19 protein-coding genes are annotated in these 14,517 nt (G+C 36.3%); 16 read left to right on the top strand and 3 right to left on the bottom strand.

Features of this window, described 5'->3' with window-relative positions; genetic code table 11:
- Positions 1-96 precede the first annotated feature (96 nt).
- From MKY70_RS20980 to MKY70_RS20945, 8 genes are all read left to right on the top strand, one after another.
- Positions 97-717 carry a stage V sporulation protein AA gene (locus MKY70_RS20980; RefSeq protein ID WP_088034383.1) on the top strand — a complete coding sequence of 207 codons (621 nt, stop codon included), beginning with the start codon at positions 97-99 and terminating at the stop codon, positions 715-717.
- Positions 710-1,126, top strand: a complete 417-nt coding sequence (gene spoVAB / locus MKY70_RS20975; protein WP_088034384.1) for a stage V sporulation protein SpoVAB — start codon at positions 710-712, stop codon at positions 1,124-1,126. Before MKY70_RS20980 ends, spoVAB begins: the two co-directional genes overlap by 8 nt.
- A 12-nt stretch (positions 1,127-1,138) precedes the next feature.
- Complete coding sequence (spoVAC, locus tag MKY70_RS20970; RefSeq protein WP_002014918.1) at positions 1,139-1,597, top strand: stage V sporulation protein AC; 459 nt, start codon at positions 1,139-1,141, stop codon at positions 1,595-1,597.
- Positions 1,598-1,610: 13 nt separating this feature from the next.
- Positions 1,611-2,627: a stage V sporulation protein AD gene (spoVAD, locus tag MKY70_RS20965; protein WP_002165116.1), complete on the top strand. Its 1,017-nt coding sequence runs from the start codon at positions 1,611-1,613 to the stop codon at positions 2,625-2,627.
- Positions 2,628-2,630: 3 nt separating this feature from the next.
- Positions 2,631-2,981, top strand: coding sequence for a stage V sporulation protein AE (gene spoVAE / locus MKY70_RS20960; RefSeq protein WP_002014916.1), 351 nt, complete (start codon positions 2,631-2,633; stop codon positions 2,979-2,981).
- 5 nt (positions 2,982-2,986) lie between these two features.
- On the top strand, positions 2,987-3,556 hold the full coding sequence (locus MKY70_RS20955) for a stage V sporulation protein AE (protein WP_002088445.1): 570 nt from the start codon (positions 2,987-2,989) through the stop codon (positions 3,554-3,556).
- The gene (gene spoVAF / locus MKY70_RS20950; protein ID WP_088034386.1) at positions 3,543-5,015 is read left to right on the top strand and encodes a spore germination protein SpoVAF; all 1,473 of its coding nucleotides are present in this window, start codon (positions 3,543-3,545) and stop codon (positions 5,013-5,015) included. Before MKY70_RS20955 ends, spoVAF begins: the two co-directional genes overlap by 14 nt.
- 95 nt (positions 5,016-5,110) lie before the next feature.
- On the top strand, positions 5,111-5,914 hold the full coding sequence (locus MKY70_RS20945; RefSeq protein WP_341025650.1) for a Cof-type HAD-IIB family hydrolase: 804 nt from the start codon (positions 5,111-5,113) through the stop codon (positions 5,912-5,914).
- Positions 5,915-5,945: 31 nt separating this feature from the next.
- Here MKY70_RS20945 and MKY70_RS20940 read toward each other — a convergent pair whose 3' ends face one another.
- Positions 5,946-6,812, bottom strand: coding sequence for a DUF1002 domain-containing protein (locus MKY70_RS20940; RefSeq protein WP_088034390.1), 867 nt, complete (start codon positions 6,810-6,812; stop codon positions 5,946-5,948).
- Positions 6,813-6,999: 187 nt separating this feature from the next.
- Here MKY70_RS20940 and MKY70_RS20935 point away from each other — a divergent pair, with 187 nt between their 5' ends.
- Entirely contained in the window at positions 7,000-7,437 is a 438-nt protein-coding gene (locus tag MKY70_RS20935) for a peptidylprolyl isomerase (protein ID WP_000853785.1), read from the top strand.
- A gap of 485 nt (positions 7,438-7,922) precedes the next feature.
- Positions 7,923-8,291 (top strand): GNAT family N-acetyltransferase RibT, encoded by a 369-nt coding sequence (gene ribT, locus MKY70_RS20930; RefSeq protein WP_000908403.1) that lies wholly within the window; start codon positions 7,923-7,925, stop codon positions 8,289-8,291.
- Positions 8,292-8,311: 20 nt separating this feature from the next.
- On the opposite strand, the gene MKY70_RS20925 is transcribed toward ribT, so the two are convergent.
- Together MKY70_RS20925 and MKY70_RS20920 are read right to left on the bottom strand one after the other, a co-directional pair.
- On the bottom strand, positions 8,312-8,830 hold the full coding sequence (locus tag MKY70_RS20925) for a DUF309 domain-containing protein (protein WP_002033909.1): 519 nt from the start codon (positions 8,828-8,830) through the stop codon (positions 8,312-8,314).
- A gap of 99 nt (positions 8,831-8,929) precedes the next feature.
- Positions 8,930-9,025 carry a YjcZ family sporulation protein gene (locus MKY70_RS20920; protein ID WP_000510194.1) on the bottom strand — a complete coding sequence of 32 codons (96 nt, stop codon included), beginning with the start codon at positions 9,023-9,025 and terminating at the stop codon, positions 8,930-8,932.
- A 169-nt stretch (positions 9,026-9,194) separates the two neighbouring features.
- Here MKY70_RS20920 and MKY70_RS20915 point away from each other — a divergent pair, with 169 nt between their 5' ends.
- The 6 genes from MKY70_RS20915 (at position 9,195) to phnF (ending at position 14,451) form a co-directional block, all read left to right on the top strand.
- Complete coding sequence (locus tag MKY70_RS20915; RefSeq protein WP_002143025.1) at positions 9,195-9,938, top strand: segregation/condensation protein A; 744 nt, start codon at positions 9,195-9,197, stop codon at positions 9,936-9,938.
- Positions 9,939-10,094: 156 nt separating this feature from the next.
- Positions 10,095-10,667 carry an SMC-Scp complex subunit ScpB gene (gene scpB, locus MKY70_RS20910; RefSeq protein ID WP_002128944.1) on the top strand — a complete coding sequence of 191 codons (573 nt, stop codon included), beginning with the start codon at positions 10,095-10,097 and terminating at the stop codon, positions 10,665-10,667.
- 78 nt (positions 10,668-10,745) lie between these two features.
- Positions 10,746-11,648 carry a ComEC/Rec2 family competence protein gene (locus tag MKY70_RS20905; protein WP_002128943.1) on the top strand — a complete coding sequence of 301 codons (903 nt, stop codon included), beginning with the start codon at positions 10,746-10,748 and terminating at the stop codon, positions 11,646-11,648.
- Positions 11,649-11,854: 206 nt separating this feature from the next.
- Positions 11,855-12,997: an N-acetylglucosamine-6-phosphate deacetylase gene (nagA, locus tag MKY70_RS20900; protein ID WP_002088433.1), complete on the top strand. Its 1,143-nt coding sequence runs from the start codon at positions 11,855-11,857 to the stop codon at positions 12,995-12,997.
- Between the two features lie 4 nt (positions 12,998-13,001).
- Positions 13,002-13,790 (top strand): glucosamine-6-phosphate deaminase, encoded by a 789-nt coding sequence (gene nagB, locus MKY70_RS20895; RefSeq protein ID WP_002033913.1) that lies wholly within the window; start codon positions 13,002-13,004, stop codon positions 13,788-13,790.
- Positions 13,720-14,451: a phosphonate metabolism transcriptional regulator PhnF gene (phnF, locus tag MKY70_RS20890; RefSeq protein WP_012261644.1), complete on the top strand. Its 732-nt coding sequence runs from the start codon at positions 13,720-13,722 to the stop codon at positions 14,449-14,451. The genes nagB and phnF overlap by 71 nt, the downstream gene beginning before the upstream one ends.
- Positions 14,452-14,517 lie beyond the last annotated feature (66 nt).

The following is a 14,517-nucleotide window of genomic DNA, read 5'->3' as shown; positions in this document are numbered from 1 at the left end:
AAATGGTACAGATGTTTTTTTATGAAAAAATTGTATTAGAAAAAAATTCAATAACCATACTACAACTACGAGGAAGAGTGAAGGGGTGAATGGAAATTGGAAGGAACAATTTATATTAAAATGCGCAATCGCTTAAAAGTGTCTCCTACGTATGAAGTAAAGCTGAGCGATGTTGCTCAACTTGCCGGAGATTCTTTTGTAGTTGAGTCGTTACAAAATGAGATAGTCTACAAAATAACAGCACATGATAAGACGCATGTTGTAATTGATGTCATGAAAGTAATTGAGATTATTCAACAAAAAGCATCTCATGTACAAATTAATTTACTGGGTTCTGGACAAACTCTTGTTGAAATTATATACGAAAAAAAGAAAGTGCATCCGGTTTTCTTCGGACTTGTATGGTTGTTACTTTTCATTGGAGCGGCCCTTGCGATCATTTATTTCCATGAAGATGTAAGTATGCAACAAGTACACCAGCGGTTATATTACATGATTACTGGAGAATTTAAGGCGCAACCACTTTTATTTCAAATTCCTTATTCATTAGGTCTTGGATTAGGTATGGTCTTATTTTTTAATCATGTATTTCAAAAGAGAATTAATGAAGAGCCGAGCCCGTTAGAAGTTGAGATGTTTCAATATCAGCAGTCGCTTGATCAATATGTAATTGTTCATGAAAACAAGGATAATATGAAACAGATTGCTGATGATTGAGTGTGCATTTGTTGTATTAATTGGCTTAGCTGGAGGGATTGCAGTAGGTAGCGGATATGTCGCGTTTTTAGCTGTACTTGGTATAATCCCTCGTTTAGCTCAATTAACGAGAAGTGGAAAGCATATTCAATACTTTGAGTGGGCGGTCATTGCAGGTACTTTAACAGGGGCTTGGTGTAGTTTGAAAAATATTACATTTCAAACGTCACAATATTGGCTTGTTATATTAGGGATATTTTGTGGCACATTCATTGGAATGCTTGCTGCGGCATTAACAGAAGTATTAAATGTTTTACCTATTTTAGCGAAACGAGTCGGGATAGAGGGAAAAATTGTTGTTTTACTCGTTGCTCTTGTACTTGGAAAAGTAATAGGCTCATTGTTTCACTGGATTTATTTCGTAAAGTAGGAGGCAATATATATGACAAGGCGAAAACTGAAAGATGATTACATAAATAAAGTGAAGGAGTACCATCCAAAGCCAAACTATTTGCTAAATTGTGTGAAGGCATTTCTTGTAGGTGGGCTCATTTGTACAGTCGGAGAAATATTGATGAAATTTTATATACATTATTTTCACTTTAGTGAACAAGAGGCAGGAAATCCGACAGTTGCAACTCTTGTTTTACTATCAGCGATTTTAACAGGGTGTGGTGTATATGATAAAATCGGGCAGTTTTCTGGAGCGGGATCAGCAGTACCAGTTACTGGATTTGCGAATTCTATGGCGAGTGCCGCACTAGAACATAGGAGTGAAGGGATTGTTCTAGGAATCGCTACTAATATGTTTAAGCTTGCAGGAAGTGTCATTGTATTTGGAGTCGTCGGTGCATACATTATCGGGTTAATAAGATATACATTTCAAATTTTAATGTCTTAAAGGAGGGGTGGGTATGAGATTGACAGGAAAACAAACGTGGGTATTTCAAAATGATATCTTCGTGAATGCAACTGGTACTGCTGTCGGTCCGAAAGAAGCTGAAGGCCCTCTTGGAAAGGATTTTGATATTTCATATTCTGACTTACATTGCGGAGAGGAAAACTGGGAACTTGCTGAACGAAGGTTAATGTCAGACTCAATTCAACAAGCGATGCAAAAAGGGAATATAAAAAAATCGCAAATTGATTTCTTTTTAGCGGGAGATTTATTAAACCAAACAGTGACAGCAAATTATGTTGCTCGTGAGTATGGTATTCCTTTTTTAGGGATGTTCAGCGCTTGTGCGACGTCAATGGAAACTTTGGCGATTGGATCAGCTTTTATAGATGGTGGATTTGCGAATCGTATTTTAGCTACAGTAAGTAGTCATAATGCGACGGCTGAAAGACAATTTCGTTCCCCAACAGAATACGGAGGACAAAAGCCAGGGACAGCAAACTCAACTGTTACCGGAGCAGGGTCAATATTAATTAGCAATGAGGAGAGTGCAATTAAAATAACAGCAGCAACAATTGGTAAAGTGCAAGATTTAGGAATTGCTAATCCTTTAGATATGGGATCAGCGATGGCACCAGCTGCTGCTCATACAATTCAACAACATTTTGAAGATTTGAGAAGAAGTGCAGCCGATTATGATCTTATTGTTACTGGTGATTTATCGGCTGTTGGGACACCAATTGCGAAACAACTTTTACTTGAGGAAGGGTATGATTTGGGGAATGTATACAATGATTGTGGATTAATGATTTACAATTCAAATCAAGAAGAAGTGTTTGCAGGCGGCAGTGGTTGTGCTTGTTCAGCTGTTGTAACATACGGCCATTTATTGCGTGAAATGCAAAAAGGGAATTTACAAAGAATTTTTGTCGTTGCAACTGGAGCTCTATTAAGCCCCATGATGATACAACAGAAGGAAACGATTCCAACGATTGCGCATGGTGTTGTGTTTGAAAGCGTTAAAGGAGAGTGAATTGTGGATTTTATATATGCATTTCTTGTAGGAGGAGCTATTTGTGTAATTGGACAAGTGTTGCTAGATTTCGCAAAGTTAACACCGGCACATTTAATGGCAACTTTTGTAGTCGCCGGAGCTATTTTAGACGGATTCGGATTGTACGATAAACTTATAAAATTTGCAGGTGCTGGGGCAACAGTCCCTATTACAAGTTTTGGACACTCACTATTGCACGGGGCAATGCATGCGGCAGAAAAACATGGATATTTAGGAATTGGAATCGGTATGTTTAGCTTAACGTCTGCGGGGATTTCAGCAGCGATATTATTTTCATTTTTTGTTGCACTTATATGTAAACCGAAAGGATAAATCAAATGAGACGAAGGGTTGTTTTGGTCACAGATGGAGATGAATATGCAAAGCGGACAATTGAGCTGTTAACAAAGGAATTTGGGGGGAGGTGTATTTCAGCATCGCAAAGTAATCCGACCAAATTGACAGGGAAGAAAGTTGTTGAGCTTATTATGCAAACGCCATATGACCCTGTATTTGTCATGTTTGATGACAGCGGATTTATAGGAGAAGGATCTGGTGAAAAGGCGTTAAAGTATGTCGCAACACATAAACAAGTTGATGTACTCGGTATTTTAGCAGTAGCATCTAATACACATCATTGGGAATGGGCGCGTGTAGATGTAAGTGTAGATCGGAATGGGAATTTGACAGAATATGGCGTTGATAAATTTGGACTCCCAGATGGTGAAATTGGCAGGATTAGTGGGGATACGATTTATTGTTTAGATGGTCTGAATGTTCCTGTCATAGTGGGGGTCGGTGATATTGGCAAGATGTGCGGAAATGATGAATGGGAGAGAGGATCACCTATTACTAGAAAAGCGATTCAATTAATTTTGGAAAGGAGTGGCTTTTATGACGAAGCCTAAAAAAGTGAATATCCCGATTTCATCTTTTTTAAGTGATAATGAAAATTATTTAAAGCAAACAGTTGGACTTGGTGTTACATACGATGTTGGTATTCGTAAATTTAAAATTTTAAATAAAGAAATTGGTGTGTTATTTGTAAATGGACTTTGTGATACGAATTATATTATCCCTATTTTAGAAGAAGCGGTGGATACAAATGAAATAAGGGATGTAGAAGAAGATACAGTAAAGCTTTTAGAGAATCGTTTAATTCATCAACAAGTAAGTAAAGTAAAAACGATGGATGATGTAATGCTCCAAGTATTATCAGGACTCATTGTTATATTTGTGGAAGGTGAAACTGAAGCGTTCGCAATAGATGTTCGTAGTTATCCGGGCCGGACACCGACAGAACCAGATACAGAAAAGGTAGTGCGTGGTGCAAGGGATGGCTTTGTTGAAAATATCGTTGTAAATACAGCGTTAATTCGTAGAAGAATACGCGATCCACGTCTTCGAAATGAAATGATTCGAGTAGGGGATAGATCGCAAACGGATATTTGTATTACATACGTACAAGATGTTGCAAATCCAGATTTAGTGAAGATTATAAAACAAGAATTAAATAATATTGAAGTAGATGGGATTACGATGGCGGATAAAACGGTAGAAGAATTTGTAGTGAAACAAGGTTATAATCCATTCCCGCTTATCCGATACACAGAGAGACCAGATGTAGCAGCAAATCATCTGTTAGAAGGACATGTGTTAGTACTCGTTGATACATCACCAAGTGCTATGATCACTCCAACAACATATTTTCACCATTTACAGCATGCAGAAGAGTTTAGACAAAATCCAGCTGTAGGTACATTTTTACGTTGGGTACGTTTTGTAGGTGTTATATTTTCGCTATTCTTACTGCCATTTTGGCTAGTTTTTGTTTTTGATCCGACTCTTTTACCGGAAAGTCTTGCTTTCATTGGACCAAATAAGATGACGCATTTACCGATTTTATTACAAATTTTGATGGCGGAAGTCGGACTCGAATTTTTAAGGATGGCCGCCATTCATACACCGACATCATTGTCGTCGGCAGCAGGATTAATTTCTGCCATATTAATTGGTCAAATTGCAATTGATGTAGGTTTGTTTGTACCAGAAGTTATTTTGTACGTAGCAGTTTCTATGATTGGAGCATACGCAACGCCAAGTTATGAGTTAGGGCTTGGGAATAAGATTGGAAAATTGTTTGTCATTATTTTAACAGGCATATTTCATGAAATGGGATTTGTCATTGGAATGACGATGTTGATTCTATTTTTAACATCTATAAAAAGCTTGCAAACACCGTATTTATGGCCGTTTTTACCGTTTGATTGGGGCGCGTTAACGAAAATTTTACTTCGTCCAACTATGTCTAGTTTAAAGGTTCGTCCAAGTATTGTAAGACCTCAAAATGTGCGAAGACAAAAATAAGCGGGATTATGCTCCGCTTATTTTTTATTGAAAATTTATTGTTTTTTTAACAAAAATCAAACATTTTTTTTGTACAATTAGAGTAGATATTGTGTATGGAAGGGGAAGAGGACATGATTAAACTATTTGTAAGTGATTTAGATGATACACTCGTTTACAATATGAATGATATGCAAAAAGAAGATGAACGAGCGCTTTGTTGGCTAGCTGAAAACGGGACAAATATTTGTTTTGCCTCTGGCCGTTTTACTCACCGAATTGATGAGGCGGTAAAAAGGTTTTCGTTCCCGTATTACACAACTAGTTTAAATGGAGCGACAATGATACTACCGGATGGAAAAGTATTTCATGAATCGAGTTTTGAAGATGGGGTTGCCCAGGAAATATATCGATATATACATAAAAAGGAACTAGCAGATATTGTTTGTGCAAATGAGCAGCGATATACAAAAAGGAAGAATGAACATCACCATACTTTTGAAGAGTATATGGGAGTGCATATTGCTGAAATCGAAGAGTTAGAAGAGGAATTTGGGAAGACTGTACATCCTGCGAAATTATTTGTTTTTGGAGAAGAAGAAAAAATTGTAGCATTAGATCAAGAGTTGAGAGATACATTTCATAGCGAAGCGGAAGTCTTTATATCGGGTAAGCGATATGTTGACATTATGCCAAGAGGTGTAAGTAAAGGAAGCGCTCTGAAGCGATTAATGGAACATTTACAAATTGAAGCAAATGAAGTTGCATGTATTGGAGATTCTTTCAATGATATTTCTATGTTTGAAGTAACCCCGCACTCCTTCACCCTCCATCATGCTCATCCGTATGTGAAGGAGAAAGCAAATCATGTTGTCCGTTCGGTTGAAGAAGCTATTATGAAATTACCGTTACTTGTATAAAAAAGAAGCTCGTCACTGGCGAGCTTCTTTTTTACTTGAATAAAGATTTAACGAAATCAATGATACTAGAGAAGAAATCTTTTACTTTATCTAGGAAACTTTGCCCTTCTTCAGATCCTAAGAAGGCAGACACATGGTCTTTTGCTTTCTCTAATTGGCTACCAACTTGGTTCCAATCGATATTAAGATTTTTCATTTTATCAAATAACGATACTAAGTTATCCAACTGTTCATCTGTTAATGTAATGCCAAGTTGATCAGCAATTTTTTTAATTAATGAACGTAAATCTTCAGTGGTTTTTGGCTGTTCTTTTGCAATTTCTTCTTTAATTTTTGCAACAAGTTGAACTGCTTTTTCTTCGCCGATTTTATCACCAAGTTGTGCTGTTTGTACCATTTCTTCATTGGCTACTTTTTTTACTTCTTCAGGAATGGCTTTGTTTGATGTTGTTTCATAGGCCTTCATTAAACCTGTTAAAGCAGCAGTTCCTGAAACTTTAAATGGTGCAGTAATTTGAATCTCTGCATCTTTCACACCTGCTGTAATAAGTGCATTTGTGTACATTGCATCTGTTATCGAATTAATGTTTTTTGAGCGTACAATGAGACCAGATCCTGGTTTTGTGTATGTAATCATAGAAGAGGAAATTGCTCTTGTACCAATTTGTGCTTTTGGAACAATTCCTTCTAGAAATTTATGTTCTTCCGCATTAGACACAGTGATGATTGTAGCATCTTTTGGTGCTTTCATTTCTTTTAACAGCTCTTGTTTTTGTTGTTCAGATAAGTTTTCTCCTAGTGTAACAATTGATTCTCCCTCAATGATGTCTGCAAATGAAGCTGTTGGCATAATAAATACGGCTACAGCTAATAGCAGAGCTAGTAATTTCGCTTTCACGAAAAATCGCTCCCTTTCTCTTTCTGAAATTTTCGGGCAACACAGTTATTATAGTATATTTTTCTTATTTGTCACCTAGCTTCTTCCACATTTCAAAAAAGAAGTATGCAGATTGTCGGATTCTTTTTGTTTCTCGTCATGAATATGGTAATATAGTGCTGAGATAGTTGAAAGGAGACATATACATATGAAAACTTTAGGATACATATTAATGGAAAATGGCGAAAAAATCGATTTAGAATTTTTCCCAGAAGAGGCACCAAAAACAGTAGAAAACTTTAAAAAATTAGCAGAGCAAGGATTTTATGATGGTGTGACATTCCACCGCGTTATTCCTGGCTTCGTAAGCCAAGGTGGAGACCCAACAGGCACAGGAGCAGGTGGCCCAGGTTACTCTATCCCATGTGAAACTGATGGAAATCCTCATAGACATCTTGTTGGCTCACTTTCTATGGCACATGCTGGCCGTAATACAGGTGGTAGCCAATTCTTTGTTGTTCATGAGCCACAACCGCATTTAGATGGCGTACATACTGTATTCGGTAAAGCAACAAGCGGTATTGAAACAGTATTAAACATGCGTCAAGGCGATGTAATGAAAGAAGTTAAAGTTTGGGAAGAATAAGTTACGAGAAAAGGAGAGCGATTTTGCTCTCTTTTTCTATTTCCTATAAACAGGGATTGGTATATATTTTAAAGTATATGACACAAATAGGAAGGCTACTAACGTTAAATTATATTGTTCATGAGAACACACTTTTAACAAAATACATAGGATGGAGTACGAATTATATGCTTCAATAAATGTATTTCTCTTAACATATTGCTTTTAGTAGAACTACTTTGTTCAAAAGTGGTTAATAAGTGAAATGTGATGAGAAAGGGATTTTTCTTTTAGTTCCTATATAGTATTGTCTCTTTTTTGAGCAGTGTAATAGAAAGAAATAGCGTGGAAACATATATTTGACTTTCTTCTTAACGCTTTGTATGATTATCAAGTTGTTTCAGCCCCTTCTCACTCTGGTAAAAATATTGTAGAATGAATGTGATATGAAAAGAGTGATTGAGGGGATAAATAGTTTGTAACTTTTGTAAGAAGGGATAAGGGTTATGTTAATTCGTTTTAAAAAAAGTTATGAAAAAATTGCAATGGGGCTTCTTTCATTTATGCCAACTGAAAAAGATGTGAAAACATTACAATTGACAATGAAAGAATATGAAGCGAAAGAGGATTGGCAATTGTATTTGTGGAAACAAAATGAAGATTTTGTTGGGATAATGGGGATTATAAAAAAAGAAGATCAGGTATTGGAAATTCAGCATTTGAGCGTGAATCCGTCTCACCGTCATATGGGGATTGGGACGAAGATGGTTCAAGAGCTTAAGAGTAAATTTCTTGAGTTTACAATTTGCGGAAATGAGCAAACAGCAAGTTTTTGCAAAAAGTGTAAAGAGCTTGAACAAAATATACATTCATGAAAGCAGGGATAAGTAGTTTATTATCTCTGCTTTCTTTTTTGTAGTTGCTCGTGTCGCTCAGAAATGACTTCTGTTCGATCACGCAATGTGTGCTTACTTATGATGTATTCACCAGGAATGACGTTCACATCTTTCCAAGAGAGGTTTTGTTTCTTACATAACTGTATGCATTGTTTTTCTAACGATACGTCTAATAAGGGTAAAAATAACGGCGCAAAAATTTCCTTTTTGTGGATAGAGTTTAATCTTTCATTTAATAAGAACATAAGTTGTTTATGATCTATTCCTAATTGATGTAAAGATGTACTGTTCTTTTCTAAAAGTGCTATTGCGCTTTTTATCATCTTCTCTGCACCATTCCAGTTGGATCGTCTGTGATGGTATAAGGAAACAGCAATTTGAATGAGACCGACTAAGTAATTGTCGCGTTCTCCTCTAGGTTTTAATTTCCAATACTCTTCTAATATTTCATGACATTCAAAATAATCATAGTCTCCGTGAAAATGAATTAAAAATTGTATGTACTCGGTAGGATACATTTTATTCGCTCCTGTCTAACGGTTATATGTACAGTTTATCATAGAAATATTAACAATAAGCGACTAGGGAAATATCCCTAGTCGCTTTATTGCGTCCTATTAGCAGAAGCAAGCTGCTCCTACAATGATTAGTAAAATGAACAGTACAACAAGTAATGCGAACCCACCGCTAAAACCGCAATCAACGTGACCCATAGTTTTTTGACCTCCTACATTGTTCTTACTACATTGTTATCATATGAAGCGGTGGGCATTATGACATGGGCATAGGTCTATTTTTAATTAAATTTCTTAAAAAGGTTGGATAGAACATGAGTATGCTCTATACTTATGGTGTTATAGAAAAAATGTGGTGGGATGCTTTGTGCAGTATAATTTTAAAGTAGAGGCTTTTGAAGGGCCTTTAGATCTATTGTTACACTTAATAAATCGTTACGAAATTGATATATATAATATTCCTGTAGCGAAAATTACAGAGCAATATCTATCTTATGTCCATACGATGAAAGAATTACAATTAGATGTTGCCAGTGAGTATTTAGTAATGGCTGCAACGTTATTACAAATTAAAAGTAAAATGTTGTTACCGAAACAAGAAGAAGATGTACCTGATAACGGTGAAGACTTTATAGATGATCCTCGTCAAGAGTTGATGGAGAGGTTAATTGAATATAAGAAATATAAGCAAGTTGCTACTGAGTTAAAAGAAAGAGAACAAGAAAGAGCACAGCTATATACACGTCCGCCAATTGATTTTACATCATTTCAACAAGAAGAGGAGACAAGCTTACCTCTTGATGTTACGTTATATGATATGTTAGCGGCATTTCAAAAGCTAATGCGTCGTAAAAAAGCAAAAACCCCCGTAACAACGCGAATTACTCGCCAAGAAATACCAATTGCACAGCGAATGACTGATATTCTACAACAGTTAGAAGTAAGAGGCGGTCGTCAAAGCTTTTATGATTTGTTTGCTGATGAAGAACGTGAAATAATGGTTGTAACATTTTTAGCGGTTCTTGAGCTAATGAAAAATCAACAAATCATAATTGAGCAGGAACATAATTTTGATGAAATTTTCGTATCAAGCTCTAATAAATCCGTATAGAGTTGATGTGAAGATGGGATAGAAATATTTTATCTCATGTTAGGTTTTAATGTATCGTTTGGAACGAGAGAAGAAATATTGAACCGAACGCATTTACTGTGATTCGGTTTTTTTATGTGTGTTTTTTATGGGAAATAGGAGGAAGGAGTTCGTAAAATGGATAGAAAAGAACAAAAATCGATTATTGAAGGGCTTTTATTTGTTGCAGGTGACGAAGGGATTTATCCGGAACAGATAGCTAAAGTTCTGGAAGTTGAAGTGGAAGAAGTAATAAACAGTATAGAGGAAATGCAAAAAGAATGCGAAGGATCGAATCGCGGTTTGCAAATTGTACAATATGCAAAAGTGTATCGTTTTGCAACAAAGAAAGAACATGCTTCGTACTATCAAAAATTAATAGATACTCCAACCGCGGCTTCACTTTCTCAAGCAGCTCTTGAAACGTTGGCAATCGTTGCGTACCGTCAACCGATTACAAGGACAGAAATGGAAGAGATTAGAGGTGTGAAAACGGATAAGGCATTACAAACGTTAGTTTCACACTTACTTATAAAAGAAACGGGAAGAGCGGAAGGACCAGGGCGCCCTATTTTATACGGAACGACGAAAGAATTTCTAGATACGTTTGGATTGAAAACATTAGATGATTTACCACCTCTTTCGGAAGAAAATGAACAAATGAATGAAGCAGATTTATTCTTTGGTTCTTTACAGGAATTATCAAAATAAAAGCTTAGCATTTTGCTAAGCTTTTTTTGTATATCAATTACAGAGCGTGCCATACTAAATGAAAAAAGGAGACGAGTTATGAAAGGTGTACGGAGTATTCTATTGTTGGTTTCTGTTTTATTATGTTTTTCGTTAAACAGCGCATCGGCTAAAAGATATATGATGTCTATTCATACTGCGTCTTCTATACATATGCAGCGGCAACATTTCGGTAAAATGAAAGTGAGTTTTTTAAAAGTTGGACAAGGTGATGCGACACTTATTACATTGCCAAATGGTCAAACGATGTTAATAGATGGGGGTCCTTATGAAGCGGGAGAGGTCATTATTCAAAAACTAATTGAAAAAAGAATTAATCATTTAGATGTGATTGTAAGTACTCATCCTGATATGGACCATATAGGAGGACTTATTCCAATTGTAGAGCAAATGCCAGTTTCCCTCGTATTAGATAGCGGGAAAACATATAGTTCATTTACTTATCATACGTATCGAAATAACATTAAAAAAAGGGGCATTCCTTTCATTTCAGTGAAGGAAGGACAATACATACCGCTAGATCCACATGTTTCTATACAAGTATTAAACAATGGTAAATCGAAAGACGAGAATAACGAGTCCTCAATTGTGTTAAAGATTCGATATGGTAAAGCGGACTTTTTATTAATGGGTGATGCTGATATACGGACGGAAAATGAAATATTAAAGCAATTTGATGTACATGCAGATGTATTAAAAGTTGGGCATCATGGCTCGTATACTTCAACGAGTGAAACATTCTTAAAAAAAGTAGATCCACAATTCGCTATTCTTTCGTACGGGAGTAGAAATCCGTATGGGCATCCTCATCAGAGTGTAGTAAGACGATTAAAACAGCGTGGTATAATGATATATGGAACAAACAAGCGAACTGTGGAAATAGAAACAGATGGTGAACATATTACTATGGGGGCAAGCGGTCTTATGCCATTACTTAAGTAACTAATTATATAAGAGGTTATTATCCATTTTGGTAAAAATGGATAATATATATTAGAATGAAAAAGAAATCAATTTCCTTTTTTCGCTGAACGAAGAGGAAATTTCATTAGAATGTATAGACAACTACTTGTGTGTATATTAAGATGGAATTAGGCGAATAAGGTAATAATAATAAGTAGGTATTTCATGGGAAAGGGTCGATGAAAATGAAAACGCAAGTTGTCATCAATGCCGAAATTTATACAGGTAAAGAAGTAGTGGAAAACGGATTTATTCGTTACACAGAAACAGTTAAAGAAATTGGTTTGATGGCTCAATATGTATCACAAGAAAATGAAACTGTGTTAGATGTGGCAGGAAAGATTGTGATTCCAGGTATGATTGATGTTCATATTCATGGTGGATACGATATTGATGCGATGGATGCAAATAGCGATGGATTAGTAACTCTTGGTAAAGAAATGTTAAAAGAAGGAGTTACAACTTACTTCCCAACAACAATGACACAAGCTCCAGAAGCGATTGAAGCGGCGCTAAGTGCTGCGAAGGAAGCGAAAGACAAAGGAGCACATTTCGAATATATTCACTTAGAAGGACCATATGTTTCAAAAAAACGTGCGGGTGCACAACCACTTGAACATATTGTTCCTGCGAGTATCGAGCAATTTAAACAATGGCAGGAAGCAAGCGGTAATCTAATTAAATTAGTAACATATGCACCGGAAGAAGAAGGTGCGTTAGAGTTTGAACAGTATCTTGCTGAAACAGGTGTTGTTGGCACAATGGGGCATACAGATGCAATTGATGCACAACTGAAAAATAGAAAAATTACACATGCAACACATTTATACAATCAAATGCGTGGATTACATCATCGTGAACCAGGAGTTGTTGGTCATGTGTTATTAAATCCAGATGTAATGGTTGAAGTAATTACAGATGGTATTCACATTCACCCTGATATGGTGAAATTAGCATATAAATTAAAAGGACCGAAAAAAGTAAGTGTCATTACAGATGCAATGCGTGCAAAAGGTCTTGAAGAAGGATTATATGAGCTTGGCGGACAGCCAGTACATGTAAAAGATGGCAGTGCCCGATTAGAAGATGGAACGTTAGCTGGTAGTATTTTAAAAATGGATCAAGCTTTCCGAAATGTAATTGAATTTACAGGATGTTCAATCGAGGAGGCAGTGTTAATGACATCAGTTAACCAAGCTGAAGAATTTGGATTAAATAATAAAGGTGCGTTAGCGGTAGGTAAAGATGCAGACTTTGTTGTTATGACTGAAGAATTACATGTATATGATACGGTTCGTTTAGGAATTCATATGAAGGAAGGGAAGTAATTAGATGAATATTCTAGTTGTAAAAACTCCAGAAGAATTAGCAGAAGCAGGTTATAAGTTAATTAAAGAGGTTGTAAAATCAAAAGAAAATCCAACTTTAGGAATGGCTACAGGAAGCTCTCCATTAGGTATTTATGCAGAAATGCGAAAAAATAAACTTGATACAAGTCATGCAACCACTGTAAACTTAGATGAGTACGTAAATTTACCACACGAAGATAAAAACAGCTATCACTATTTCATGCAAGAACAGTTGTTTGATCATCTTCCATTTAAACAAACTTATGTACCGAATGGGATGGCAAGTGATTTAGAGGAAGAGTGCAAGCGTTATGAAGGCATTCTAGTAGCTAACCCAGTTGACTTACAGATTCTTGGAATCGGTGAAAACGGTCACATCGGATTTAATGAGCCAGGAACACCATTTAATTCTCCAACTAACATTGTAGAATTAACAGAATCTACACGCCAAGCAAACCTTCGCTTCTTTGAAAATGAAGAAGATGTGCCGACTCATGCGATTACAATGGGAATTGGAAGTATTATGAAAGCGAAACAAATTCTTCTTGTTGCTATGGGATCTAAAAAGGCAGAAGCTATTAAAGAATTATTGCAAGGTGAATATAGTGAGGCGTGTCCTGCTACAGTTTTACAACGTCATCCGAATGTAACCGTAATCGCAGATCCAGAAGCTCTATCTTTATGCAGTGAGGCGATTGCTGATGAACATCGACAAGTATTCACCATTTCCGATTTATTATCAGATTCAAGAGTGGGTGAAACAGCTAATTGAGGAAGGCGAATGGAAGCCGGGAGATAAAATTCCATCTGAGAATGAACTTTGTGATAAGTTCGAAGTGAGTCGTATGACAATCAGACAGGCGATTAATAACTTAGTGGAACAAGGTTATTTATACCGGAAACGTGGGATTGGAACGTTCGTCCAACTTCCGAAAGTGGAGCAAAAGTTGCAAGGAATGACGGGATTCACAGAAGATATGATATCTCGTGGTATGAAACCGAGCAGCCAGTTATTAAGTTTCCGCCTAGTTCCAGCTACTGCTAAAATAGCAGACCGGCTGAGAATACAAGAGGGAGAATCGGTTTATGAAGTGAGACGTACGCGCTTAGCTGATGACGAACCGATTGCATTTGAGACGACATATTTGTCGCCAACTCTTGTGAAAGATATTAACGAAGAAATATTACAACAATCTTTATATGAACATTTAGAGAAAAAACTGGGCTTTAAGCTTGTTCGCGCTACTCAATCAATTGAAGCTTCAATTGCAACGGATAATGAAGCTGAACATCTGCATATTCCTAAAAAGGCGCCTGTACTTGTAATGCGTCAATGGTCATATGCAGAAGGTGAGTTACCGTTAGAGTATGTGAAATGTATTTATCGTGGGGATCGTTACAAGTTTATTACGAACATCGCACGTAACAAGTAATATATTTCAGTTTGTGAAGTACAGTGAACTTTGATGTTTTCAACATGTAAAGAAATAAAAATACGA

Source organism: Bacillus sp. FSL R9-9492 (assembly GCF_038007365.1).
GTDB classification, from domain to species: Bacteria; Bacillota; Bacilli; order Bacillales; family Bacillaceae_G; genus Bacillus_A; species Bacillus_A mycoides.
Note: the sequence above shows the minus strand (reverse complement) of the source record. Positions and strands in the feature narration are given on the sequence as shown.

Bases quoted from the DNA above. Each gene is read 5' to 3' on its own strand.
- ribT (WP_000908403.1), top strand. From the start codon at position 7,923: ATGTTAATTCGTTTTAAAAAAAGTTATGAAAAAATTGCAATGGGGCTT.
- spoVAD (WP_002165116.1), top strand. From the start codon at position 1,611: ATGAGATTGACAGGAAAACAAACGTGGGTATTTCAAAATGATATCTTC.
- MKY70_RS20905 (WP_002128943.1), top strand. From the start codon at position 10,746: ATGAAAGGTGTACGGAGTATTCTATTGTTGGTTTCTGTTTTATTATGT.
- MKY70_RS20945 (WP_341025650.1), top strand. From the start codon at position 5,111: ATGGAAGGGGAAGAGGACATGATTAAACTATTTGTAAGTGATTTAGAT.
- MKY70_RS20920 (WP_000510194.1), bottom strand. From the start codon at position 9,025: ATGGGTCACGTTGATTGCGGTTTTAGCGGTGGGTTCGCATTACTTGTT.
- MKY70_RS20925 (WP_002033909.1), bottom strand. From the start codon at position 8,830: ATGTATCCTACCGAGTACATACAATTTTTAATTCATTTTCACGGAGAC.
- nagB (WP_002033913.1), top strand. From the start codon at position 13,002: ATGAATATTCTAGTTGTAAAAACTCCAGAAGAATTAGCAGAAGCAGGT.
- spoVAF (WP_088034386.1), top strand. From the start codon at position 3,543: ATGACGAAGCCTAAAAAAGTGAATATCCCGATTTCATCTTTTTTAAGT.
- MKY70_RS20955 (WP_002088445.1), top strand. From the start codon at position 2,987: ATGAGACGAAGGGTTGTTTTGGTCACAGATGGAGATGAATATGCAAAG.
- MKY70_RS20935 (WP_000853785.1), top strand. From the start codon at position 7,000: ATGAAAACTTTAGGATACATATTAATGGAAAATGGCGAAAAAATCGAT.
- spoVAC (WP_002014918.1), top strand. From the start codon at position 1,139: ATGACAAGGCGAAAACTGAAAGATGATTACATAAATAAAGTGAAGGAG.
- scpB (WP_002128944.1), top strand. From the start codon at position 10,095: ATGGATAGAAAAGAACAAAAATCGATTATTGAAGGGCTTTTATTTGTT.
- spoVAB (WP_088034384.1), top strand. From the start codon at position 710: ATGATTGAGTGTGCATTTGTTGTATTAATTGGCTTAGCTGGAGGGATT.
- phnF (WP_012261644.1), top strand. From the start codon at position 13,720: ATGAACATCGACAAGTATTCACCATTTCCGATTTATTATCAGATTCAA.
- nagA (WP_002088433.1), top strand. From the start codon at position 11,855: ATGAAAACGCAAGTTGTCATCAATGCCGAAATTTATACAGGTAAAGAA.